16 protein-coding genes and 2 pseudogenes are annotated in these 23,466 nt (G+C 73.3%); 5 read left to right on the top strand and 13 right to left on the bottom strand.

The genetic code is table 11. From position 1 onward, the window contains the following. Positions 1-36 precede the first annotated feature (36 nt). Entirely contained in the window at positions 37-2,523 is a 2,487-nt protein-coding gene (locus LPU61_RS00180) for a transposase (RefSeq protein WP_229403732.1), read from the top strand. A 373-nt stretch (positions 2,524-2,896) separates the two neighbouring features. Here LPU61_RS00180 and LPU61_RS00175 read toward each other — a convergent pair whose 3' ends face one another. The 4 genes from LPU61_RS00175 to LPU61_RS00160 all read right to left on the bottom strand — a co-directional run bounded on the left by LPU61_RS00175 (position 2,897) and on the right by LPU61_RS00160 (position 7,925). Beyond that, a complete protein-coding gene (locus LPU61_RS00175) occupies positions 2,897-3,490 on the bottom strand; it encodes an ATP/GTP-binding protein (protein WP_043961834.1) in 594 nt (197 codons plus the stop codon). A 1-nt stretch (position 3,491) separates the two neighbouring features. Then, complete coding sequence (locus LPU61_RS00170; protein WP_043963940.1) at positions 3,492-3,866, bottom strand: DUF742 domain-containing protein; 375 nt, start codon at positions 3,864-3,866, stop codon at positions 3,492-3,494. A 100-nt stretch (positions 3,867-3,966) separates the two neighbouring features. Further along, positions 3,967-4,371, bottom strand: coding sequence for a roadblock/LC7 domain-containing protein (locus tag LPU61_RS00165; RefSeq protein ID WP_013283992.1), 405 nt, complete (start codon positions 4,369-4,371; stop codon positions 3,967-3,969). Further along, positions 4,368-7,925, bottom strand: coding sequence for a sensor histidine kinase (locus tag LPU61_RS00160; protein WP_043961833.1), 3,558 nt, complete (start codon positions 7,923-7,925; stop codon positions 4,368-4,370). The genes LPU61_RS00165 and LPU61_RS00160 overlap by 4 nt, the downstream gene beginning before the upstream one ends. Before the next feature lie 460 nt (positions 7,926-8,385). Here LPU61_RS00160 and LPU61_RS00155 point away from each other — a divergent pair, with 460 nt between their 5' ends. Next, complete coding sequence (locus tag LPU61_RS00155; protein ID WP_228987028.1) at positions 8,386-8,724, top strand: hypothetical protein; 339 nt, start codon at positions 8,386-8,388, stop codon at positions 8,722-8,724. On the opposite strand, the gene LPU61_RS00150 is transcribed toward LPU61_RS00155, so the two are convergent. After that, positions 8,725-9,804, bottom strand: coding sequence for an adenosine deaminase (locus LPU61_RS00150; protein WP_043961831.1), 1,080 nt, complete (start codon positions 9,802-9,804; stop codon positions 8,725-8,727). 63 nt (positions 9,805-9,867) lie between these two features. On the opposite strand from LPU61_RS00150, the pseudogene LPU61_RS31785 reads away from it, so the two are divergent. The 3 genes and pseudogenes from LPU61_RS31785 to LPU61_RS31690 form a co-directional block, all read left to right on the top strand. Further along, a pseudogene (locus LPU61_RS31785) lies at positions 9,868-9,999 on the top strand (putative RNA methyltransferase); the annotation flags it as partial. Between the two features lie 30 nt (positions 10,000-10,029). Further along, positions 10,030-10,134 (top strand): annotated as a pseudogene (locus LPU61_RS31780) (23S rRNA methyltransferase); the annotation flags it as partial. A gap of 87 nt (positions 10,135-10,221) precedes the next feature. Then, entirely contained in the window at positions 10,222-11,097 is an 876-nt protein-coding gene (locus tag LPU61_RS31690) for a 23S rRNA methyltransferase (RefSeq protein ID WP_374199609.1), read from the top strand. Between the two features lie 37 nt (positions 11,098-11,134). Here LPU61_RS31690 and LPU61_RS00140 read toward each other — a convergent pair whose 3' ends face one another. From LPU61_RS00140 to LPU61_RS00105, 8 genes are all read right to left on the bottom strand, one after another. Next, complete coding sequence (locus LPU61_RS00140) at positions 11,135-11,815, bottom strand: DUF4272 domain-containing protein (protein WP_091279005.1); 681 nt, start codon at positions 11,813-11,815, stop codon at positions 11,135-11,137. Positions 11,816-11,935: 120 nt separating this feature from the next. Continuing rightward, the gene (locus LPU61_RS00135) at positions 11,936-13,216 is read right to left on the bottom strand and encodes a thymidine phosphorylase (RefSeq protein ID WP_043961829.1); all 1,281 of its coding nucleotides are present in this window, start codon (positions 13,214-13,216) and stop codon (positions 11,936-11,938) included. Positions 13,217-13,221: 5 nt separating this feature from the next. Then, positions 13,222-13,929 (bottom strand): cytidine deaminase, encoded by a 708-nt coding sequence (locus tag LPU61_RS00130; protein WP_043961828.1) that lies wholly within the window; start codon positions 13,927-13,929, stop codon positions 13,222-13,224. Between the two features lie 64 nt (positions 13,930-13,993). Further along, on the bottom strand, positions 13,994-14,902 hold the full coding sequence (locus LPU61_RS00125; RefSeq protein WP_229403731.1) for a hypothetical protein: 909 nt from the start codon (positions 14,900-14,902) through the stop codon (positions 13,994-13,996). Positions 14,903-14,957: 55 nt separating this feature from the next. Beyond that, complete coding sequence (locus LPU61_RS00120) at positions 14,958-18,950, bottom strand: SGNH/GDSL hydrolase family protein (RefSeq protein ID WP_229403730.1); 3,993 nt, start codon at positions 18,948-18,950, stop codon at positions 14,958-14,960. 147 nt (positions 18,951-19,097) lie between these two features. Further along, positions 19,098-20,378: an ABC transporter permease gene (locus LPU61_RS00115; protein WP_229403729.1), complete on the bottom strand. Its 1,281-nt coding sequence runs from the start codon at positions 20,376-20,378 to the stop codon at positions 19,098-19,100. A gap of 3 nt (positions 20,379-20,381) precedes the next feature. After that, entirely contained in the window at positions 20,382-21,713 is a 1,332-nt protein-coding gene (locus tag LPU61_RS00110; RefSeq protein WP_229403728.1) for an ABC transporter permease, read from the bottom strand. Then, positions 21,710-23,245 carry an ABC transporter ATP-binding protein gene (locus LPU61_RS00105; protein WP_308102550.1) on the bottom strand — a complete coding sequence of 512 codons (1,536 nt, stop codon included), beginning with the start codon at positions 23,243-23,245 and terminating at the stop codon, positions 21,710-21,712. Before LPU61_RS00105 ends, LPU61_RS00110 begins: the two co-directional genes overlap by 4 nt. Positions 23,246-23,466: the final 221 nt, after the last annotated feature.

The following is a 23,466-nucleotide window of genomic DNA, read 5'->3' as shown; positions in this document are numbered from 1 at the left end:
AGAGAAAGACCTCAGTCCCGGGAGGAGGACGACGCCGTGGCGCTCGTGCGCGTGTACTGCGGTCTGGCCTCGGCGGATCCGGCCGACCGACCGGCCTCGGCCGGTTCGACGCTGACGTCCGCTGTGGTCGACGACGCAGGTCGGCTGCTCCATGTCTGCGAGATCGGCGACGACCCGGCCGGCTATGCCCAGCTGGTCGCGCTGCTCGTGGAGCGGTCGGGCGGGCCGAGCGGGGCCGCGATCGCCGCCGACAGCGACGACCACACGGTCACCTCGCTGCTGAGCGCCGCCGGGCGTCCCCTGGCCATCGCGGACGACGACTCCGTCGACGACTTCGCCGAGCGGTTCGCCGACGACGACTCGCTGGAGGAGATGCAGTCCCCGCCGGCCGAGCGGCGGGCGGTCGGGCTGGCCCGGGCTCTCCAGGCCGGCGCGCTGTCGGCGGTCACCCTGCCGGCGCCCCGGGACCTCGCCGGTTACAAGCAGGTCCTCTCGGCGCACGCCGCGCTCGCCAGCGGCCGGCACTCCGCCGCCGTGGCGCTGCGCGAGGTGCTGCGGGAGCTCTACCCCGCCGCCCTGCGCGCGTACCCGGACCCGGCCGAGCCGGTCGCCCTGGCCGTGCTCGACGCCCTGCCGGAACCCGGCATGCTGGGCGGCACGATCGCCCGGGGCCGGGAGGTGTCGGTGGCGGCGGACGCCATCGCCGCCCACCTCGCGGCCGACGGGGTGGCCGACGAAGGCAAGATCAACGATGCGGTGACCGCGCTGCGGGTCGCCATCGCCGAGACCCCCCGCCGCGCGGCGGTGAGCCGGGCGCTCACCTCCGCCGTCGCGGAGACCGTCCGCCAGGCGGTGGCCTCGGTGCGGGCCTGCGATGCGGGCTGCGAGGCCCTGGTCGGCGCGCTCGACGCCCGGGTCACCACCCCCGTGCCAGCGTCTGGCCGCCGGGCCGCCGCCCGCCGGGGGGAGCCGATCGCCGAGCTTCCCGGCTCGGGTCTGCGCGCGCTGCGGCCCACCGAGCCCGAGCCGGTCGCCGGGCGGCGCAGCCGTCCCGAGCCGGTAGCCGGCGGCGGCCTGCCCGCCCAGCCCCGTCCACTCGGCCCGCCACCGGTCGCGCCGGAGCCCGTCGCCCCGCCGCCGGTCGCCCCGCGCCCGGTCGTCCCGGCCGCCTCGGCCACCCCGCCCGTCTCCGGCCCGCCGTCGCCCGACCCGCGCCGCCTGATGGACGGCCCTCCGCCGCCGGAGCCGCGCCGCCTGATGGACGGCCCGCCCGCGTCCGCGCCGGAGCCGCGCCGCCTGATCGACGGCCCGACCAACCGGCCGGTCTCCGCGCCGCCGCCCCCGCCGCCGGGCATCACGCCGATCGCGCCGAGCCAGCGCGAGCGCGGGTCCGTGCCGCCGGCCGAGGCCGGCGAGCCGTTCCGGCCCACGCTGACCACGGCCGCGATCCAGAACGCGCGGGCGGAGCGGCAGCGCACCATCATCCCGCCCCGGCCCAAGACGACGGGCGAGTCCGCGCCACCGCCCACCGGCGGCTTCAGCGCCACCGACCTGAGCGTCCCGGTGCCGGCCCCGCGCCCCGGCCAGGAGGCTGCTCCCCCCGGCTCGCGGGCGAACTGGCCGCTGGTCAACAACCCCGAGGACCCGGCGGACAGCTCCCCGAACAACCCGGTCGTCCGCCCCTTCGAGGAGCGGGCGAAGCGGCAGATCGACGCCCCGACCGAGGTCGTCCCGGCGACCGAGGGCCGGGTCACCCCGCCATGGCTCGCCGACGACCTGCCCCAGGAGCCGCCGATGCTGCGACTGGTCGAGCCGCCGCCGCTGGCCGACCGGGCGCTGCGGGAGGGGTCGGGCCCGACCGGGGACCCGCGTCTGGAGCCCCCGCCGCTGCGGCTGGTCGACCGGGGCGAGGCAGCCCGCGCCGAGCGTCCCGCCCCGGAGCCCCGGCCCGAACGGCCAGCGATGGAGCACCGCTCCCCGCTCGGGCAGCGGGTCCCTGCGGAGCAGCGGCCCACCATGGAGCACCGGTCGGCCCCACCCCAGCCACCGCGTCCCGCCCCCATGGAGCGGCGTACCCCGCCGATCTCCGACGAGGGGGACGGTGACCTGCTGATCTTCGCCGCCGCCAAGTCGGCCTGGTTCGTCGGCCACGGCGACGAGGCCGAGCTGGACTGGTCGAGCACCGCCGACACCGGGTGGCAGGCCGCCGAGCAGGCCGCCCGCCCGGCGGTGGGTGCCGAGACCAAGGCCGGGCTGCCCAAGCGGGTGCCGCAGGCCAACCTGGTGCCGGGCTCGCCCCTGCGCGAGGAGCGTCCCCTGCGGATAGTCCGCGACGCGGCCAGCCTCGCCGAGAACACGACCGGCTACTTCCGGGGCTGGCGTCGCGGGCAGGAGATCGGCGGTTTCGCCGTCGGCGGCCGACCGGGCCGCGAGGCGGCGGGCGGCTGGGACTTCACCCGGGACACCGGCGACCGCGACGACGACCGGGAGTACGAGTACCGCTCCGCCGGCTACCGCTCCTGACCACCGCGCCGGGGCGGCACCGCCGCCCCGGCTTCCCGTCCCGGACACCGGAGCGTCGCAGCCACCGGAGCGTTGCGGCATACGGCCGACACGGCGACGGGAAGCTCCCTGGTGGACTCGGGGACCGCGGAGACCGGACCCGGCCGCAGGCACCCCACGCCGACGGCTACGACTGCCTTGCGGCGGCCTGACGTCCCCTGGGGACGGACAACGTCGAGGGACCCACCCTGTCATTAAGGCGCAGGGCAGCGCGTCCCGGCGCGGGAGCAGGCGACCGCCAGCAACGGCGGCCAGTCGCCACCCGCGCCCGGACAGCAGGACGCGCCCGACGACCCCGGCGGAATGCCGATCGTCGGGCGCGTCCCGTCGTCGATCAGGCCGGCGCGACCGCGCGCGAGCGACGCATCGTGAGCACGTACTCGACCAGCGAGATCAGCACGTGCTTCGTCGACTCCCGGTTACGGGCGTCGCAGGCCACCACCGGCACCTCGTGCGAGATCGCGAGCGCGTCCCGGACGTCCTGCGGGTCGTGGTACTGCATCCCGTCGAAGCAGTTGATGGCCACCAGGTACGGCAGCCGCCGGTGCTCGAAGAAGTCGATGGCCGCGAAGCAGTCGGCCAGCCGCCGGGTGTCGACCAGGACCACCGCGCCGATGGCGCCCCGGACCAGCTCGTCCCACATGAACCAGAACCGGGTCTGGCCGGGGGTGCCGAACAGGTACAGGATCAGGTCCCGGTCGATCGAGATACGGCCGAAGTCCATCGCCACCGTGGTCGTCGTCTTGCCCGGCACCTGCCGGGTGTCGTCGACGCCCACGCCGGCGGAGGTCATGATCGCCTCGGTGGTCAGCGGCGTGATCTCCGAGACCGAGCCGACCAGCGTCGTCTTGCCGACGCCGAAACCACCGGCGATAACGATCTTCGCCGACGTCACGCGCCCGCTCGGGACGGGCGGGCGGTGCGACATGTCAGAGCCTGCGAAGTCCACTCAGCACCCTCTCCAGCAGTTCAGTGCCCACCGCGTCGTCGGAGTCGTCCAGGATGGTCGGCTCGTGGACCGCGACCAGGCCGTCGGTCGCCATGTCGGCGATGAGCACCCTAGCCACGCCGAGCGGGAGCTGCATCCGCGCCGCGATCTCGGCAAGCGACTGCACCCGTCCGTCGCACAGCGCGGCGATGTACTGGTGCTCCCGGCCCTGGCCGCCGTTGGAACCGGCAGCGGCCCGACCACGCACCGTCGTCTCGACGAGTGCCTCCAGCGCGATGTCCAGCCGGGGTCGGGTACGACCGCGGGTCACGGCGTACGGACGGACCAACGCTCCGGTCGGCTCGTCACGATCCATGTCGCCGCTCACCTCCTTCGTCCCCGACACCGGCTGGACCCGGTGGAACCCGTCGTTTCTGTCGTTGCCGCCCCGCCTGACCCACCGGCCAGCGCGCGGGTCAGCCCATCATCCCCACAGCCGTACGCGGCTGCGGGGTCAACGCGTCGCCCACCCGGTCGACCAGGAGGGCCATCTCGTATCCGACCTGCCCGACGTCGCAGCTGCGGGCGGCGAGCACGGCGAAGGACGAGCCGTCCGAGATGGACATCAGGAACAGGAAACCGTTGTCCATCTCGACCACGGTCTGCAGCACCGCGCCGCCCTCGAAGCAGCGGGCCGCCCCCTGCGTGAGGCTGACCAGGCCGGACGCGATCGCGGCGAGCTGGTCGGCCCGGTCACGCGGAAGGTCTCGTGACGACGCGAGGAGCAGACCGTCCGCGGAGACGGCGACCGCGTGCGCGACACCGGGCACCCGGTCGGCGAAGTTGGCCAGCAGCCAACCGAGATCCTGCGTAGTTGTCATCCTTGTTGCTCCTTCTGCCCGCTCCCGGCCACCGGGCCTGAGCCAGACTGCGAGGATTGCTGCCCACCCGAAGCTTCCTCCGGGTTGGTCGGGTTGCCGTCGGGCTGGGTGCGCCCGCGCTGCACGCCTCGATGGTATGCCGAGAGCAGACCGCGGACGCCCTCCGGTGTGCGGCGCTGGACCGACGTGGTGGGCTTCTCCACCCCGCCGGGCACGAGCTGGGCCATCGGCACCCGCTTCGGCAGGCCCTTGCGGGTGGTCTCCGCCACTGGGACCTCGGTCGCCGCCGAGGCGGCCCGCCAGCCGTCGTCCGCGGCCGTCTGCCAGGCGTTGCCCTGCGACGTGGGCCGCCGGCCGGTGAAGGCATCGGCGGGACCGGGGCGACCGCCGCCGTTGGTCGGCGATCCGTTGTCGCGGGGCACTCCTCCGGCCATCGGGGTGTCTGCCATCGGTGCGTTACCTGTCGTCCGGGGTGCTGGTGTCTGGACGGCCCGGCCGGTGACGTCGACCGCGGAGAACTGCTGGGTCACGGCGCTGTTCGCCGAGCTTCCGGCGCCGTTGGTCGCTGCGGGCTGGGTGGGGCCCGCCGCCTCCTCCGCGCCCGAGCGGCGGGTGCGGAACCAGGCCGACTCCAGCTCCCGGAAGATCGGCAGCTCCATCGTCTCGTCCGCGTACCGCTGCTGCCGGGTCTGGGCCTGCGGGGGCGTCGGCCGGGCCGGCGTCGGCGGAGTAGCCGGAGCGCTGGGCACCTCGGTGCGCGGCACCCGGGGCAGCTCCGTGGTCATGTCCAGGGCGGCCGCGAGGCGCTCCGGCACCGGCGGGGTGGCCGGCTCCGGGGCCGCCACCGGAGGCCAGGCCGGGGGTGCCACCGGCGCCTGGGCCGAGGGGACCGGCCTGCTGGGCAGTGGCTGCGCCGAGTACGGCTGACCGGAGACGGGCGTGCCGGCCGGCTGACCGGACACCGGTTGAGCGGAGACGGGCTGACCCGACACCGGTGCCGCCGAGACGGGCTGACCCGACACCGGTGCGGCCGAGACGGGCTGACCCGACACCGGGAAGGCGGAGGCGGGCGGTGCCGAGACCGGCGGAATCGGGGGCGCGGAGACCGGCGGCACCGAAACCGGCGGCGAGGTCCATCCGCGGGCCTCCGGGCTGCTCGGCAGCTGCCGGGGAATCGCCGGCTGCTGGCCGCTGCTGGCCGGGTCACCGTCACCGGGGGCCCGCCGCTGCGGCAGCGGGTCGATCTGCTGCCCGTTGGAGGTGCGGGGGGCCGGGGCGCCGCCTGCGGCACCACCGGCGCCGGTGAGGTCCGACCAGGCCGGCATCGACCGCATGGAACCGGCCGACGCGGGCGTGCCGTGGCCGTTGCGCGAGGCCGGGTCGAAGGAGCGGCCGCCCAGGGTGACCTGGTTGCCCGAGTGCCCCGGCCGCTGGCTGGGCGCGGGGGCGGCGGGGCCGTTGCCGAAGGCCGCGAAGGCGCCCAGGGTCGGGGTGGGCCCGCCCGACTGCGGGCCGGTGAGCTGCGCGGGCGGGGCCGGCAGCGCGCCGGGTTGCTGGACCCGGCCGGAGAGCGCACGGGGCACCAGCACGGTGGTGGGCAGGGTCACGTCGGCGACGGTGCCCCGGTCGTTGCCGGGCCGAAGCTCGACCTTCACCCCGTGCCGGGAGGCCAGGCGGGCGACCACGACCAGACCCATCATCCGGGAGACGGCCACGTCCACCTGCGGCGGCGTGGCGAGGCGCTCGTTGAGCTCGTGGAGCTGCTCGACGCTGATGCCGATGCCCCGGTCCTCGACGTAGAGGCTGGCCCGGTCGCCGACCCGGCGGGCCTCCACCATCACCTGCGAGTCGGGCGGCGAGAAGGCGGTCGCGTTGTCGAACAGCTCGGCGACCAGGTGGACCAGGTCGTTGACCGCGTGCGCGGCGACCTCGATGTCGCGGTCGATCACCCCGAACTCGATGCGGGTGTAGTGCTCGACCTCGGACTGGGCGGCCCGCAGCACGTCGATCAGCGCCGCCGGCTCGCGCTGCACGCGGGTGGAGTCGGCGCCGGCGAGCACCAGCAGGTTCTCGTCGTTACGGCGCATCCGGGTCGCCAGGTGGTCGAGCTGGAACAGCTCGGCCAGCCGGTCCGGGTCCTCCTCGCCGCGCTCCAGCCGGTCGAGGTGGCCGATCAGCCGGTCGACCAGGATCTGCGAGCGGCGGGCCAGGTTGACGAACATTGTCGCGACGGAGGCGCGCAGCGCGGCCTGCTCGGCCGCCGTCCGCACGGCCTCCAGGTGGACCGCGTTGAACGCCTCGGTCACCTGACCGAACTCGTCCTTGCTGCGCACCGGCAGCGGCTCGGCGATCTGGTTGGCCGCCTGGACCGGGGAGAGCTGGCTGGACAGCTGCGGGTCGCGCAGCCGGGCGACGGCCTGGGGCAGGCCGTACTGGGCGATGTTGAGCGCGCCCTGCCGCAGGTCGCGCAGCGACCGGGCCATCGACCGGGCGACGAGGTACGCGAACAGGATGGCCAGCAGCAGCATGCCGAGCAGCAGGCCGGTCTGGAGGAACACCGTGCGCTGCACGTCGGAGCGGAGCGCGTCGGCCTGCTTGACGACGTCGCCGTCCAGCTTGGCCTCGACCGTACGGATCAGCTTGGCGTTGGCGACCATGGCCGCGTCCCACTGGTCCGGCCCGAACGGCGCGTCGGCCATGCTGCCGTTGATGTTGCCGTCGAGCCAGCCGGTGTAGTTCTGCGCCTCGCGCCGGTCGCCGCCCGCGACGGTCTGGTCGTGCAGGTCCGCCTCGGCCTGGCTGGCCACCGCCTTGAAGCTCTGCAGCGCCTGCTGCTGACCGGTGCCGCTGGCGATGTAGTCGGTGCGCAGGATGGGGGTCAGCTCGCGCTGGATGAGCGCCCGGTGCACCACGACCCGGCGGACCGAGAGGTATTCCTTCTCCCGGGCGACGGCGGCCGCGGCGCGCATCCGGTCGCTCAGGTCGTTGTCACCGGCGAGCTGGGTGGCGGAGTCGCGGATGGAGAGCAGGTCGTTGATCAGACCCTCGTACGCCTGCATGGCGTCGATGATCTTGAGCTTGCCGTTGAAGACCTGACTGCGGGTGCCGGGCAGGTCCTTCAGGTTCTGGTCGATGCCGTCGAGCAGGTTCTCCAGGCTGTTCGGCAGGTCCTCGACCTTGGCCCGCTGGCTCAGGTACGGCGCCTTGGCCTGATCGACCCGGCTGTTGACCCGGTTGTACGCCTCCTGGTATTGCGCCTTGGCCTGGTCGCCGTTCGCGCCGAGCAGCAGCACTGCGGAGGTGCGCTCGTCCTGCAGGCTGTTGACCAGGTCGCCCGAGTAGCCCACCAGGTTTGCCAGGTCACCGGAGCGGTTGGCGTTGTTCAGCGTCTCCAGGTTGTCGACGAGGCCACTGGTGCCGACGACGACCGTGGCGATGGTCGGCACGATCATGATGAGACCGAGCTTGGACCAGATCGGCATGTCGCGGAGCCGGCCGGCCGGCCGACGCAGTCGCGACAGGAAGGAACCCGCCGTCTTCGGTCGTTTGCTCACGTCACCGCCCTCGCGATCACAGCGCCCGCGCGTTGCCCCGGGCAACGCCCAGCGACCGACCCGGCGGGTCGGACCTCCGAGATTCCATCACGCCGTGTTCCAAAGAGAAAGCCCAGGCTGGCCGTCGCCGAAGGTGTGATGAGATGTTGATGCAATTTGCTCGCAATCCGTCTGGCCGGAGTGACTGAGAGTAATGAAACACCCCCGTCGCGTCATCCTTCTCGCCGGCCCCTCTGGCTCCGGAAAGTCGTACATAGCCCAACGAACCGGGCTTCCCGTCCTCTGTCTCGACGACTTCTACAAGGACGGTGATGACCCTACGTTGCCGCGCCACGACGGCCTTGTGGACTGGGACTCACCCCGTTCGTGGGACGCCGGGGCGGCCGTGGAAACGATTGCCCGACTGGCCCGCGACGGCAAGGCCGAAGTGCCGGTTTATGCGATCGGCGCGGACCGGCAAGTGGCCACCCGGCCATTCGAGGTGACCGGATCGCCACTTTTCGTCGCCGAAGGGATATTCGCCGCCGAGATCGTCGAGGAATGCCGACGGCAGGGGCTGCTCGCCGGGGCGTACGCGCTGCGCCGGCCGCGCGGCACCACCTTCCTCCGGCGGCTCGCCCGCGACCTGGCCGAGCAGCGCAAGGCCCCCCGGGTGCTGCTGCGGCGCGGCCTGGCCCTGCTGCGGGCGGAGCCGGCGGTGCTGCGCCGCCAGGCGGGGCTCGGCGCCCGTCCGGCCCCCGCCCGTGAGGTGCTGCGCCGGGTGGCCGACCTGCTCGCCGGCCACCCGCACCACCCCTGATCAGCCCAGCAGCTTCGCGTACGCCGGCTTGATCACCTCGTCGATGATGACCAGTCGCTCGTCGAACGGGATGAACGCGCTCTTCATCGCGTTGATCGTGAACCACTGGAGTTCTTTCCAGCCGTAGCCGAAGGCCTCCACCAGCAACGCCATCTCCCGGGACATCGAGGTGCCGCTCATCAGCCGGTTGTCGGTGTTCACCGTGACCCGGAACCGCAGGTCACGCAGCAGCCCGATCGGGTGCTCGGCGATCGACGCCGCCGCGCCGGTCTGCACGTTCGACGAGGGGCACAGCTCCAGCGGGATCCGCTTGTCCCGCACGTACGCGGCCAGCCGGCCCAGCGTCGGCCGGTCGTCGCCGGGGGTGATGTCGTCGACGATCCGCACCCCGTGGCCGAGGCGGTCCGCGCCGCACCACTGGATGGCCTGCCAGATCGACGGCAACCCGAACGCCTCGCCGGCGTGGATGGTGAAGTGGAAGTTCTCCCGCTGGAGGTACTCGAACGCGTCGAGGTGCCGGGTGGGCGGGAAGCCCGCCTCCGCCCCGGCGATGTCGAAGCCCACCACCCCGGCGTCGCGGTGCCGTACGGCCAGCTCGGCGATCTCCTGCGACCGGGCGGCGTGCCGCATCGCGGTGAGCAGGGTGCCCACGCGGATCTGGTGGCCGGCGTCGGCGGCGAGCGCCGTGCCCTCGGCGAACCCGGCGACGACCGCCTCGACCACCTCGTCCAGGGTCAGGTCCCGCTCCAGGTGCTGCTCGGGGGCGAACCGCACCTCCGCGTAGACGACGCCGTCGGCGGCCAGGTCCTGGGCGCACTCCCGGGCCACCCGGCGCAGCGCGGGCGCGGTCTGCATGACGGCCACGGTGTGGGCGAACGTCTCCAGGTAGCGCTCCAGCGAACCGGAGTCCGCCGCCTCGACGAACCAGCGGCCGAGCGCCCCGGGGTCGGTGGTGGGCAACTCGTGGCCGACCTCGGCGGCCAGCTCGACGATCGTCGCCGGCCGCAGGCCGCCGTCGAGGTGGTCGTGCAGCAGCGCCTTGGGAGCCTTGACGATGTCCTCGTATGAGATTGCGACCATGCTGAGACCCTAGTGGCCACCGGACGGGCCGCCGACGCGACCGGCTGGGAGGATGGCGCGGTGATGGACCCCCGCATCGTCGGCCGGCTGCGCTGCCCGGTCTGCGCGGAACCGCTCACCGAGGCCGCCACCGGGACCGCCCGGGCGCTGCGCTGCCCGCGCCGGCACAGCTTCGACGTCGCCCGTCAGGGCTACGTCGACCTGCTCGCCGGCCGGGCCCCGCACGCGGGCGACACCGCCGAGATGGTGGCCGCCCGGGCCGACTTCCTCGCCGCCGGGCACTACGACCCGGTCTCGGCCGCGCTCGCCGCCGCCGCGCTCGCGGCGCTGGGTGCCGCGCCCGTGGCCGACGAGGGGCAGGACGCCCCGGCGGCGGACCCCCCGGCGGCGGACCCTCCGGCGGTCGGCCACCCGGTGATGGACGCCCCGGCGGCTGTTGCCCCCGCCGCGACGGGCCGGTTGGCTGACGCCCCCGCGACAGGCCGCCCGGCGGCTGACGCACCCATCCCGCAGGCCCTTTGCTCTGCACCCACGGGCGCAGCGGTGACGGTGGGTGACCGCTGCGTATGCGGGTGCAGAGCAAAGGGGGCACACGCAGTCGGTCGCCCCGGCCCGCGACACGCCGGGCCCGCAACACCCGGCGGGCCCGCAACGTCCGGCGGGCCCGCAACGTCCGGCGGGCCCGCAACACCCAGCGGAACCGGCCGGGCCGTCGGGGCGTACCCGCTGGTGGTGGACGCCGGGGCGGGCACGGGCCGGCACCTCGCCGCGGTGCTGGCGGCGCTGCCCGACGCCGTGGGCCTGGCCCTGGACGTCTCCAAGCCGGCGCTGCGCCGGGCGGCGCGGGCCCACCCGCGCGCGGCGGCGGCGCTCGCCGACACCTGGCGGCGGCTTCCGCTGGCCGACGGCAGCGTCGCGGTGCTGCTCGACGTCTTCGCCCCGCGCAACGGCGCGGAGTTCCGCCGGGTGCTCCACCCGGCGGGCGTGCTGCTCGTGGTCACCCCGGCCGAGGACCACCTCGCCGAACTGGTCGACGCGCTCGGCCTGCTGAAGGTCGATCCCGACAAGGCGGACCGGGTCGCCGGGAGCCTGGCCGACCACTTCGACCAGGCCGCCGAGAGCGTGCTGCGGGCCCGGCTGGAGCTGACCGCGCCGGAGGTCGCCACGCTGGTCGGGATGGGGCCCAGCGCCCGGCACACGGACCCGGCCGTCCTCGCCGCCCGGATCGCCGCCCTGCCCGAGCCGGTCGGGGTGACCCTCGCGGTCCGGCTCGGCGTATACCGTCCCCGCTGAGCCGGGTGCCGGCCCCGCCGACCGCGGCGCCGCCGCCTCAGGTGGACAGGTCGACCTCTTCCCAGCCCGGCGGTTCGTCGTGGTAGGGCCCGCGCAGGACCACCGCCCACTCCAGCGCCCACCGGCGCTGACCGATCGCGTTGGCGTCGACCAGGCCGGGCCGCGACCGCCCGTCCCGCTCCAGTTCCAGGTACGCCCAGTCGAGGCAGTAGTGCAGGTCGAGCAGGGCCGCCGCGTCGGCCGGGTGCTGGGGCGCGGCCAGGATGCGGGAGCGCCAGTGCGCGAAGGTCTCCCCGCCCGCGATGTGCGGCAGCCGCTCCACCAGCCGCTCGTCGACCGGCAGCGTCGGGTCGAGCTGCTTGGTCAGGCCGAGCACCCAGGCCAGCGAGAACAGCGCGTCGTGGTGCAGCACGAACGACCGGTGGTCGCCCCGGCCGCCCATCACGAACTGCCACTCGGGCGGGGTGACCATGTCGACCAGGTGGGAGTTGAGCAGCCAGCTCATCGCCGCCTGCGCGGGCATGCCGAAGCACCGGGCCAGGATCACGTGCAGCACGGCGATGCGCGCCTCGATCTCCACCGTCGGCCGCAGCTCGATCTCGTCGCCGGGCTCCCACACCAGCGGGAACTGCTCGGGTGGCAGCGGCAGCCCCAGCCGGGACAGCTCGTCCAGGCTGGCGTCACGGACCTCGCGCGGGTCGGGAGCGGGTACGCGCACGGCTCAGACCCCTGTCAGTCGCATCGGCTAAGCGCCGGTCGTCCCCCTGGCCTGGGAGAATAGCGGTTAACGGCGGTCGGCACCACGACAGGTGGGTGCCGGGACGGACGCGGGGACAGGTCAGCCGATCCGCTCGATGACCAGCGGCTTCGCGGCTGGGGCGGTCGGCGAGATGCGTACCGCCCGGGCGGCCTCGGCCAGCGCCGCCGGGATCCGGGCCGCGTGCTCGGCGCGCAGCTCGTACAGCGGCTCGCCGGCCCGCACCGGGTCGCCGGGGCGCTTGTGCAGCACCACCCCCGACGGGACGCTCACCGGGTCCTCCTTGCGGGCGCGGCCCGCGCCGAGCCGCCAGGCGGCCACCCCGATCGCGTACGCGTCGACCGACGCCACGAAGCCGTCGGAGTCGGCGCGGACCACCTCCACCTCGGGTGCGGTGGGCATGGGCGCGTCCGGGTCGCCACCCTGGGCGCGGATCATCGCCCGCCAGGCGTCCATGGCGCGGCCGTCGCGCAGCGCCGCACCGGGGTCGGCGTCGGGCAGCCCCGCCGCGTCGAGCATCTCCCGGGCCAGGGCGAGGGTCAGCTCCACCACGTCGGCGGGCCCGCCGCCGGCCAGCACCTCGACCGACTCGGTGACCTCGACGGCGTTGCCGACGGCCAGCCCGAGCGGGGTGGACATGTCGGTGAGCAGGGCGACCGTCCTGACGCCGTGCGCGCCGCCCAGCTCGACCATCGTGCGGGCCAGCTCGCGGGCGTCGTCGACGGACTTCATGAACGCCCCGGAACCGACCTTCACGTCGAGCACCAGCGCGCCGGTGCCCTCGGCGATCTTCTTGCTCATGATCGAACTGGCGATCAGGGGGATCGCCTCGACGGTGCCGGTGACGTCGCGCAGCGCGTACAGCTTGCGGTCGGCCGGTGCGAGGCCCGCGCCCGCCGCGCAGATGACCGCGCCCACCTCGCGGAGCTGGCGGATGAACTCGTCGTTGCTCAGCGCGGCCCGCCAGCCCGGGATCGACTCCAGCTTGTCCAGCGTGCCGCCGGTGTGGCCGAGCCCGCGCCCGGACAGCTGCGGCACCGCGCCGCCGCACGCCGCGACCAGCGGGGTGAGCGGAAGGGTGATCTTGTCGCCGACGCCGCCGGTGGAGTGCTTGTCGACGGTCGGCCGCTCGACGGCGGAGAGGTCCAGCCGCTCGCCGCTGGCGATCATCGCGGCGGTCCACCGGGCGATCTCCGGCGCGGTCATCCCGCGCAGCAGGATCGCCATGGCCAGCGCCGACATCTGCTCGTCGGCGACCAGGCCCTTCGTGTACGCGTCGACGACCCAGTCGATCTGGGCGTCGCCCAGCACCCCGCCGTCCCGCTTGGCGCGGATGACGTCCACCGCCGTGAAGGCACTCATCAGTCTCAACCACCCCACCGAATCGGGATCTCCTGCGGCGGCTCCCCCTCGCCGGCCCAGAAGATGGTGCCGGTCGCGTCCACCACCACGACGCGCGGGGTGCGGGCGAGCCCCCAGGCGACCGCCTCGGCCGCCTCGTCCCAGCTCGGGCCCTCCTCCAGCACGCCGGTCTCGGCGCCCTCGGTGTCCCCGGCCGACCGCTCCCAGTACGCCGTCCACACCTGCCGCCCCGCCGACAGGTCGGCGTGCACGAAGACGGTGCCCCGCCCCCGCCAGGCGGCCAGCCGGTCCGGCACCACGGGCACCGGCCGTTCGCCGGTCACCGCCTCCAGGTCGGCCACGTCGAACGCGTGCGGCAGCAGCTCCGCCATGGTCAGCGGGCCGTCCTTGGCTTCGATCAGGCAGCGCGGGCCGCCCTGCTCCCAGAGCAGTTGCCGGCACCGGCCGCACGGCATCAGCGGCTCGCCGGTGGCGTCGACGCAGGACAGGGCGACGATCCGGCCGCCGCCGGTGGCGTGCAGCGAGGAGACCACCCCGCACTCGGCGCAGAGCACCACCCCGTACGCGGCGTTCTCCACGTTGCAGCCGACCACGATCCGGCCGTCGTCGACGAGGGCGGCGGCCCCGACGGGGAACTTCGAGTACGGCACGTACGCGTGCCGCATCACCTCGGTGGCGGCGGCCCGCAGGCGCTCCCAGTCGATCTCGGTCATCCCACCATTCTGCCCAATTCACGCCGGTCAGGGGCGGGCAGGGCAGGGGCGACGGCGACCCAGTTCAGCGGACGGCCAGTTCCGCCAGTCGATCCGCGGTCACCTCGGTCAGGTGCGCCGCCGCCGTCGCCACGTCGGCGACCGGTACGTCGGCACCGGGGTCGACGTACACCAGTGCGTCGTTCCTCCGGACCAGGTGAACCTGGTCCTCCCGCTCGGTGCGTACCCAGTGATCCGGGCCCACCGCCCGGCACGACAGCACGGCCGGCGGGCCGCCGGCGGGTCGGTCGCCATAGAGATCGTCGATGGTGGGGCCGCAGTGGGCGGGCGGGCTGAAACCGCCGGGCAGGGGCACCACGACGATCGACAGCGAGGACTCGCCCTTGGCCATCCACACGGAGAGCCTGCGGTCGCTGCGATCGGTGAGTGCGGCGGTGACCCGGTAGCCGTCCACCTCGGCCACCATCAGGGGCACCCCGAGCTGGGCGAACGCCTGCGCCCGCTCGGCTCGCCGCGTCGCCTTGTGCAGGAGGGGAAATGCGGCGGTCGGCACCAGCAACAGCACCGCCGCCGCCCCGGCCTGCACGGCCATCGGCAGCCGGACGACCCCCAGCAGGACGCCCACGGCGAAGCCGGCTGCACCGAGGCAGGCGGCGAGCCAGCCGGGCGGCGGCGTCCAGCGCGGCTGGAACGCCTCGTAGAGCCCGACGGCGCCGGCGGTGGCGATCGCCCCGAGGAGGGCGGCCGGCAGCGCCCGGTCGGCACCGGTCGCCCGCAGCGCGAGCCAGACCAGTGCGGTCACGACCAGCGGCCCGACGAAGATCGTGGGCAGCCGCCAACTGAAGCAGGAACCGATCGTCTCCGGTTCGCAACTCGCGACGAGCAAGGCCTCGGTGTGCCACAGGGAAGTCAGCGCCGCTGCGCCGAGCGCCCCCAGCGCCATGGCGAAGGAGAGCCGCCCGATCAGTCTCATGTGTGCCCTTCCGACCGTGGGGCCCGGCTGCGGAACAGCCGGGCCCCACGAAATGTCACCAGTTGTAGCCGTAGAGACTCATGTAGTTGTTCAGGATACGGGCGTAGGCAAGGTTCCCGTCCCGGTTGGGATGCAGCGTCTCCATGCTGGCGGCCTGCACCGGATCGCCGTCCTCGTCCTCCAGCAGATCAGGCACCACGAAGGCGTTCAGGTACTCGCTCGACGCCGAACAGATGCCGTGCCCGCCGAACTCGCTGCGGGCATCCATCCCGTGGACCTTGTTGGCGGCGTCGGAGGGCAGGATGGCGGCCATCTGGTCGGCGAGGCTGTTGAGGAACGCGGTCTCGTTCGTGGAGAGGCCGACCGGAAAGGCCGGCGGCAGGGTGACGGCGTACTGACAACCGGGCTCGAACAGGTGTGGATACCCCATCACGAAGATCCTGGCGTTGGGAGCCCGGACCCGGACCTGTCGCACCACCTCCCGGACGGAGTCCTTGACGACGCCGTTGATGAGTTCCGTCTGCTTTTCGCCCAGCGGCTTGTTGTCCCCCTCCATCACGTAGTCCGGCGCGCTGCAGTCGACACCGGCCGCGCAGGACATGCCCACCTTGGTGAACCGGGCGTCGTTGCCACCGATCGAGAACATGACCGCCGTGGTGTTGGCGTTGAGGGACCCCTGGTCGATCTGGCTGATCTCGCCGTACTGGCCTTCGACCCGGGTGCCCTGCCACTTCCCGTCGGTGACCAGGTCCGGGCTCATCACGTTGTGGGCCCGGGCGCCGCTGCACGCCACGAACTGCGCGTCGATGGTGACGTTGTGGCCGGCCGCCAGGCTGCCGATGGTGCCGGGCGCGCCCGGGATGGTGGCCTTCTGGGACCAGGCGTTCGGGCTGCGCCGGCACGAGTTGCGGTTGGCGTCGTCGTCGCCGTACTGGTCGCTCACCCGGGTGTAGTCGCCGCTGCCCTCGCCCGAGGAGTACGAGTCGCCCAGCGCGACCACGAAGTGCCGGGGCTTGCTCGGCAACGGCTGGACGGCGATGGCGTCCCAGGCGATGTCCTGCACCCCGGTGCCGTCCAGGGTGAAGTTGCTCAGCTCCACCTTCGGCGTGCCGCTGCCGGTGAAGTCGAAGACGCCCAGGTTGACCCACTTGTTGGCCTCCCACTGGGTGGGGATGGTCCGGTGCTCCGTGGTGCCGTTCGGGCGGCGGACGACGTACCTCGCCTGTCGGGTGTGCGCGCCGTGGTCGGGCAGGTGCACCCACACCCGGGTCCACGCGTTCGTGGGATTGATCGTCCAGGTGCCGGTCACCCGGTAGTTGGGCTCCTCCGCCTGCTTGTAGGTGTGGCTGAACCAGAAGTGGCCGCCGAATCCGGCGCCGATCTGATGGAAGTCAACCTTGCCCGGGGTCACCACGTCGCCGTCGAGCTGGGTGTACGTGGCGAAGTTCAGGTCGAACTCACCACCCCTGGTGAAGTCCGGGGTGCAGCCCTCCGCCCCGAGCGCGACGCTCGTCGTGATGTCGTCGATGATCCGCACACCGCTGGGCAGGCCGTCCACCTTGCAGGTTCCGTCGCCGTTGACCGGCGTGGGGTGGATGTTGTCCCCCGGTTCCGTGTAGGGCCGGGGCTCGACGCTGGTGAACGTGCGGCGCTCGACGCCGCACTCCGAGGCGCAACTGGCCCAGGTGACGGGTCCGTGCCACCAGCACTTCAGGTCGTCGCGCTGACACGCGCCGGCCTTCGTGGTCGGGTAGTCGCCCGGCACCTTCGGCGGCAGCGTCTCGTCGCAGTTGTTGACGTTCGGCTCGCAGAACGTGTATCGGGCGGGCTGCCCGTCCGCCGGCGCACCGAGCGGCCAGGCCGTCTGGTACGTCGGGAGGTACTCCTCCTCCTCGTAGTTGTAGCGGATCAGCGACGTGTAGCCGAAGCCGATCACCCGTTCCGGGTACGACCAGTGGTTGGGATGCTTCGCGTTGTCGTAGCCGATCTCGTCGTCGACGATCAGATGCCCGGACGAGTCGTAGACGTCCAGCGGTGCGGTGAGGAACATCGCCCGGTCCGCCGGGTAGTCGGTGTTGGCGGGGTTGTTCGACCAGCCGACGCCGTACGGGGCCGACGGGCTCTGGGGGTTCTGGGGGTAGAAGCCGGTGTTGTACGCCCAGATGGCGAACCACCAGTTCTCCAGGTACTGCGGGTCACCGTTGTTGGCGATCAGGCCGGCGTTACGGGTCTGGTTCCACTTGTCCTGGAGGATGCGCAGGCCGGCGGCGACGTTGACGGCGTAGTCCGTCGCGACCGCCTTCTGCTTCGTCGCGTCCCAGGTCACCCCGGCGACCACCTGGCCGGTGTCGGACCACTTCATGCCCGACGTGACCTGACCGGCGCCGTAGCCGCAGTCGGTGTGCTCCCAGTCGATCAACTCGTAGTTCGGGTCTTCCAGGTCGAGCCCGTAGTAGCCGAGGCTGGTCAGCGGGTTGCCCACCGAGGCGTCCACGGCGTGGCGGCTGGCCTGCCAGAGGTTCGACTCCTGCGCCAGGATGCCCAGGAAGACCTGTGCGGGCACGTTGCCGCCGCCGGCGAGCGGCAGGGAGGGAAACATCCCCTGCGGCGAGTACGCCGACATGCCGTTGTTGTTCCAGTTGGCCGGCCGCTGGAAGGTCAGCATGCCGCGTACCGCCAGGTCCGCCGCCCATTCCATCTGCCGTACGGTCGGCTGGTAGACCTGGATGGTCGGGTCGTTGCGGGACACCGCGCAGGTGCGGTCCGGGTCGTCCGACACGTTGGGGTAGGCCGTGGCGGCGGTCGCCCGCGAGCCGGAGCCCGGCGACGCCGGTGCCCGACCGCCCAGGGCCGGCGAGAGCCGACGTCCCGCCCCGCTGTCCTCGGGCCGCACGGTGAATGCCAGCGGGCCGCCGTTGGCCGTGCGCCGGGCCGAGACGTCCACCCGGTCCGCCTGACCGCTGTCCGGTCGTTCCGCCGGCCGTCCGGCCGCCTCGCGACCGGTGGTCGCCCGGGACACCACGAGCGCCCCGGTCGTCGACACGTCGCTGTCCGGGAGGCCGTCGATTGCCGACCACCCCGGCGGCAGCTGCTCGGTCATCCGGGCCTCCGCACGCCCGCCGACCGCGAAGACCCGCCCGCCCGCGCCGGCGCGGAGCTTGATCTCACCCTTCGGTGCCGATCCGTGATCGCTGATCCGGCCGGCGGCGAACCGCTTGAACTCGGTCCGTCCATCATGGACGACCTGGAAGGCGACCGCGTCGCGGCCGTCGGCGAGCAGGCGGAACGGGCTGGCCGAAGCGGTTGCCACGGCGGTGGTCTTGCCCTTGGCTCCGATGCGCACCAGGCTCGCGCCCTTGGAGCCGATCAGCTCTTCACCGACGGGCACGGTGGAGGTGACCTGACCGGCGGCCCGGACCGCGCGGATCGCCCGGGTCGGGTGCGCCGCGTCGACGGTGCCGATCCAGGTGTGCGCTGCCCCGCCGGTCGGGGCGGGCATCTCCAGCCGGGAGAGCACGGCCCGCTCGCCGGCACCGCAGCCCGGGTTGTGGTAGGCCAGCGAGACGCGTTCCCGCAGCTTCGTGACCGCGCCGGTGTCCAGGTCGACGACGGCGGCGAAGCCGCCCCGCTGCATGAGGGGCTCCCGGTTGGTGAAGGTCCGGGGGCCGTAGACGACCACGGCGCGGCGGCCGGAGCCGGTGACGCACGCCTGGCCGATCCACTGGTCGGCGTCGAGGCCGGGCTCGGCGAGGGTCGCCGCCGTGCGCCAGGCGTAGGCCTGCGCCTCGTCGGCGACGAGCAGGTGCAGGCCGGTCGCGTCGCTGGAGGTGGTGACGGCGCGGTCCGTGGACCGCCGCCACCCCGCCCCCAAGCGGGCGTCGGGGTCCGGCACCCGGTCGGGGTGGGTCGGCGCGGTGGCCTTCTCCGTGCTGTCGGCGGGGCGGGGCTCGGGCGGCCCGCCGGGGGGCTTGGCGGTCGCGGTGGACGGTGCGGACAGCAACGTGGTGGCGCAGAGCAACGCCGCCAGGGCCGTCAGGGGCCGTTTCATGGTCACCTCACGCAGACGAGGGAATCTGCGCGAAGGGTTGACCATCCCGTCACCGTCGGGTCATCGATACGGCACAGGGCGGAGACGCCCATGCCCGGCGGGGAGGCCGCCGGGCATGGGCAACGGTCAGGTGTCGGCGACCAGGCGTCAGCCCTTGATGTACGGCTTGCCGTCGGCGGCGGGCGCCCGGACCCGGCCGACGAGCCCGGCCACGGCCAGCATGGTCGCCAGGTAGGGCAGCATCGCCAGGAACTGGCTCGGGATGCCGCTGCCGATCGCGCCGAGGTACGTGCCGAGCTGGTCGGCGAAGCCGAAGAAGAGCGCGGCGAGCAGCGCGCCGGTAGGGCTCCACCGGCCGAAGATCAGCGCGGCGAGGGCGATGAAGCCCTTGCCACCGATCATGTTCTTGGTGAACGAGTAGAGCGCGAGCGTGTACGACGCCCCGCCGATCCCGGCCACCACCCCGGCCAGCAGCACGTTGCGGTAGCGCACGCGCAGCACCTTCACGCCGAGGGTGTCGGCGGCGGTCGGGTGCTCGCCGACGGCCCGGGTCCGCAGGCCCCACCGGGTGCGGAACAGCGCGATGTGGATGACCAGCACCAGCAGCAGGCCGAGGTAGAGGAAGAGGTTGCTGCGGAACAGCGCCGGCCCGAGCACCGGGATGTCGGAGAGCAGCGGGATCTCCCAGGTGCCGAACCGGGGCGCGGAGTTGTACTTCTGCGCGTCGGTCTGCATCAGCCGCTCGTAGAGGAAGCCGGTGACGCCGACGGCCAGCAGGTTGAGCACGATGCCCATGACGACCTGGTCGACCAGGTAGCGGATGGCGAACACGGCGAGCAGCAGCGAGATGAACGCGCCGCCGATCGCGGCGGCGACCAGGCCCACCCACACGCTGCCGGAGAGGCTGCCGAACAGGGCGCCGCTGAACGCCCCCATCAGCAGTTGGCCCTCGATGGCGACGTTGACCACGCCGGACCGCTCGCAGAGCACGCCGGCGAGGGCACCGAAGATCAGCGGCAGGGCCAGGATGAACGTGCCCCGCACCATGTTGACCATCGGCATGAAGTTGCGCCCCTCGGGGGCCGCCGAGACCTGCCAGCACAGGAACGACAGCACGAAGGCGACGATGCCGACCCCGAGCAGCGTGGTGAGCCAGCGCTTGGGCACCCCGACGAGCAGGGCCACGCCGCTCGCCGCGGCGATGACGCCGAACAGGATCGCGCCGATCGTGCCGTCGATCTCCAGCGCCGCGCCGCCGTCGGTCTCGCTGAGGGTGAAGCGGGCCTGCTGGTCGGTGGCGAGGGCCCCGAAGACCACCGTCGCGACGACCCCGAGCGCCAGCAGCACCGCACCGATCTTTCGGGTACGGGTCCAGAAGCCCTCGTCGACCTGGGCCACCGCCACGTCCGGGACAGCCATGGTTGACATGCCTTACCAGCCCTTCGCCAGGCTCGTCTGCAACCGGGCGGCGCGGGCGGCCCGGAGCTGGAAGATCGCCTTCACCAGGGCCGGCGCGGCGATGAAGATGACGATCAGCGCCTGGAGCACGGTGACCAGCTCCAGGGAGATGCCCGCGTACCCCTGCATCCGGTTGCCGCCGGCCTGGAGCGCGCCGAACAGCAGCGCGGCCAGCAGCACCCCCCACGGCTTCACCCGGCCCAGCAGGGCCACGAGGATGCCGTCGAACCCGATCTGCGCGATCACCAGCGGGGTGAGCGCGTTGGCCGTGGAGCCGAGCACCATCTGGCTGCCGCCGAGGCCGGCGAGCAGGCCGGCGATGGCCATCATCAGCACGTACGTGCGGGGGACGCTGATGCCGGCGGTGCGTGCGGCGTCCGGGTTGGCCCCCACGGCGCGCAGCTCGAAGCCGAACGTGGAGCGGTTGAGCAGCCAGGCGACGAACCAGGTGGCCAGGACGGCGAGCAGGATGCCGGCGTGCACCCGCAGGTTGTCGCCGAGCAGCCGGGGGAACTGGGCGGAGGAGTCGACGGGCCGGCTGATGGCGTCGGCCCGGTTCGGGTTCTGCACGCCGCTCTGGACGATGATCCAGGAGAGGAAGTACAGCGCGACGTAGTTGAGCATGATCGTGTTGATCACCTCGTGGGCGCCGGTGCGCGCCTTGAGGATGCCCGGGATGAACCCCCAGAGCGCGCCGCCGGCCGCGCCGGCGAGCACGGCGACGAGCAGGTGCAGCACCGGGGGCAGCGGCAGCAGGAAGCCGGCCAGCGCGGCGAGGATGACGCCGATGGTGGCCTGGCCCTGCGCGCCGATGTTGAACAGGCCGCCGCGGAAGGCGAGCGCCACCGACAGGCCGGTGAACACCAGCGGGGCCGTGTAGGTCAGCGTCTCCGAGATGGGGCTGAGCGCGGCGGTGAAGCCGGACGCCTCCGGGTCGAAGATCGCGCCCTTGAACAGGTTCGCGTACGCCTCGCTGACCACTGTCCAGCTGGAGTTCAGCGCGTCGGACGGTCGGGCGGTGATGTAGCCGTAGGTGGCCAGCACGTCCGGGTCCGAGACGATGATCAGCACGGCGCCGACGAGCATCGCCAGCAGCACCGCGAGCACCGTGACGGTCACCGTGTTGGCCGCCCACAGGTTGTCCAGGAACAGCCGGCCCAGGGACGGGCGGGGCTCCTGCGCCGGCCGCTTCGGCGCGGTGGTCGTCGCGACGCGGTCGACGCCGCCGGCCGCCACCTGCGCGGCCTGCGCCTCGGTCGCCGGTTCCTTGTCGGGCGAGCCCGACGCCGGGTTGGGGTTGCTCATGCCTCGTCCTCGCTACCGGGGCCGTCGGGGGCCGGGGTCGCCGCGTCAGGGTCCCGCTGCTGCGCCCCGGGGGCCGGGGTCGCCGCGTCGGGGGTGATGCCGGCCATCAGCAGGCCGATCTCCTCGCGGGGGGTGTCCGGGCCGACGATGCCGATGACCCGGCCGCGGTACATGACCGCGATCCGGTCGGCCAGGCCGATCACCTCGTCCAGTTCGCTGGAGACGACCAGGACGGCGGTGCCCACGTCCCGTTCCCGGATGACCCGGGAGTGGATGAACTCGATGGAGCCGACGTCGACGCCGCGGGTCGGCTGGGCGGCGATGAAGAGCTTCAGCGGCCGGGACAGCTCCCGCGCCACGATCACCTTCTGCTGGTTGCCGCCGGAGAGGGTGCCGACCGGCGCGTCCGCCGAGGGGGTACGGACGTCGAACTGCTCGATCCGTTCCCGCGCCGAGGACGCGATGGCGTCGGGTTGCAGGGACAGGCCCCGGCCGAAGGGCGGCCGGTCGTAGATGTCCAGCACCAGGTTCTCGGCGACGCTGAACTCCTTGACGAGGCCGTCGACGCTGCGGTCCTCGGGGACGTAGCCCACCCCGGCGCGCAGCACCTTCTTCGTCGACCAGCCGTGCACCTGCTCACCGTCGAGGGTGACCGTGCCGGCGAGGACGGGCCGCAGCCCCATGATCGCCTCGATCAGCTCGGTCTGCCCGTTGCCCTGCACGCCGGCCACGCCGAGCACCTCGCCCGCGTGCACGGTCAGGTCGACCCCGTCGACGGCGCGGATCTGCCGGTCGTCGTCGACGACCAGGCCGGCGACCTCCAGGATCGGCTTGCCGGGGGTGGCGGGCTGCTTGTCCACGGTCAGCCGGACGCTGCGGCCCACCATCAGGGCGGCCAGCTCGTCGCGGCTGGCGGTCGGCGAGGCGGTGCCGACGGTCTTGCCGCGCCGGATCACGGTGATCCGGTCGGCGATGGCCTTGACCTCGCCGAGCTTGTGGGTGATGAAGACGATCGACTTGCCGGCGGCCTTGAGCGACCGCATGACCGTGAGCAGTTCCTCGGTCTCCTGCGGGGTGAGCACGGCGGTCGGCTCGTCGAGGATGAGCAGGTCGACGTCCCGGGTGAGGGCCTTGACGATCTCCACCCGCTGCTGGATGCCGACCGGCAGGTCCTCGATCACCGCGTCCGGGTCGACGCGCAGGTTGTAGCGCTGCGAGACCTCGGCGACCTCGCGCCGGGCCCGCCGCCGGTCGAGGAACCCGGCGATGCCGCCCTTGACCTGCTCGGCCCCGAGCATGACGTTCTCGGCCACGGTGAAGACCGGCACCAGCATGAAGTGCTGGTGCACCATGCCGATCCCGGCCGCGATGGCGTCGGACGGGCCCTTCAGCTTCAGCGGCGTGCCGTCGACCAGGATCTCGCCCTCGTCGGGCTGGTAGAGCCCGTAGAGGACGTTCATCAGGGTCGACTTGCCGGCGCCGTTCTCGCCGAGCAGGGCGTGGATCTCTCCAGGCTCCACCGTCAGGTCGATGTGGTCGTTGGCGACCAGATCACCGAACCGCTTGGTGATGCCGCGCAGTTCGAGTCTCAGCGCAACCTCCTGGAGTGCGAGCGATGGTGCAGCGTAGCCGCTGCCGAGCCGCCGGTCACCGGGTCCGCCCGGGCGTCGGGTGGTGCGGACCGGCCGCCCCGACCACGTGGGTGGTGTGCCCGCGTGCGTCGAGGCGGCCGGTCGTCGTGCCTGGGGTCCCG

This window comes from Micromonospora sp. NBRC 110038 (assembly GCF_020884815.1).
In the GTDB taxonomy this organism is placed as follows: domain Bacteria; phylum Actinomycetota; class Actinomycetes; order Mycobacteriales; family Micromonosporaceae; genus Micromonospora; species Micromonospora haikouensis.
This window is presented reverse-complemented; position numbering and strand designations above follow the sequence as displayed.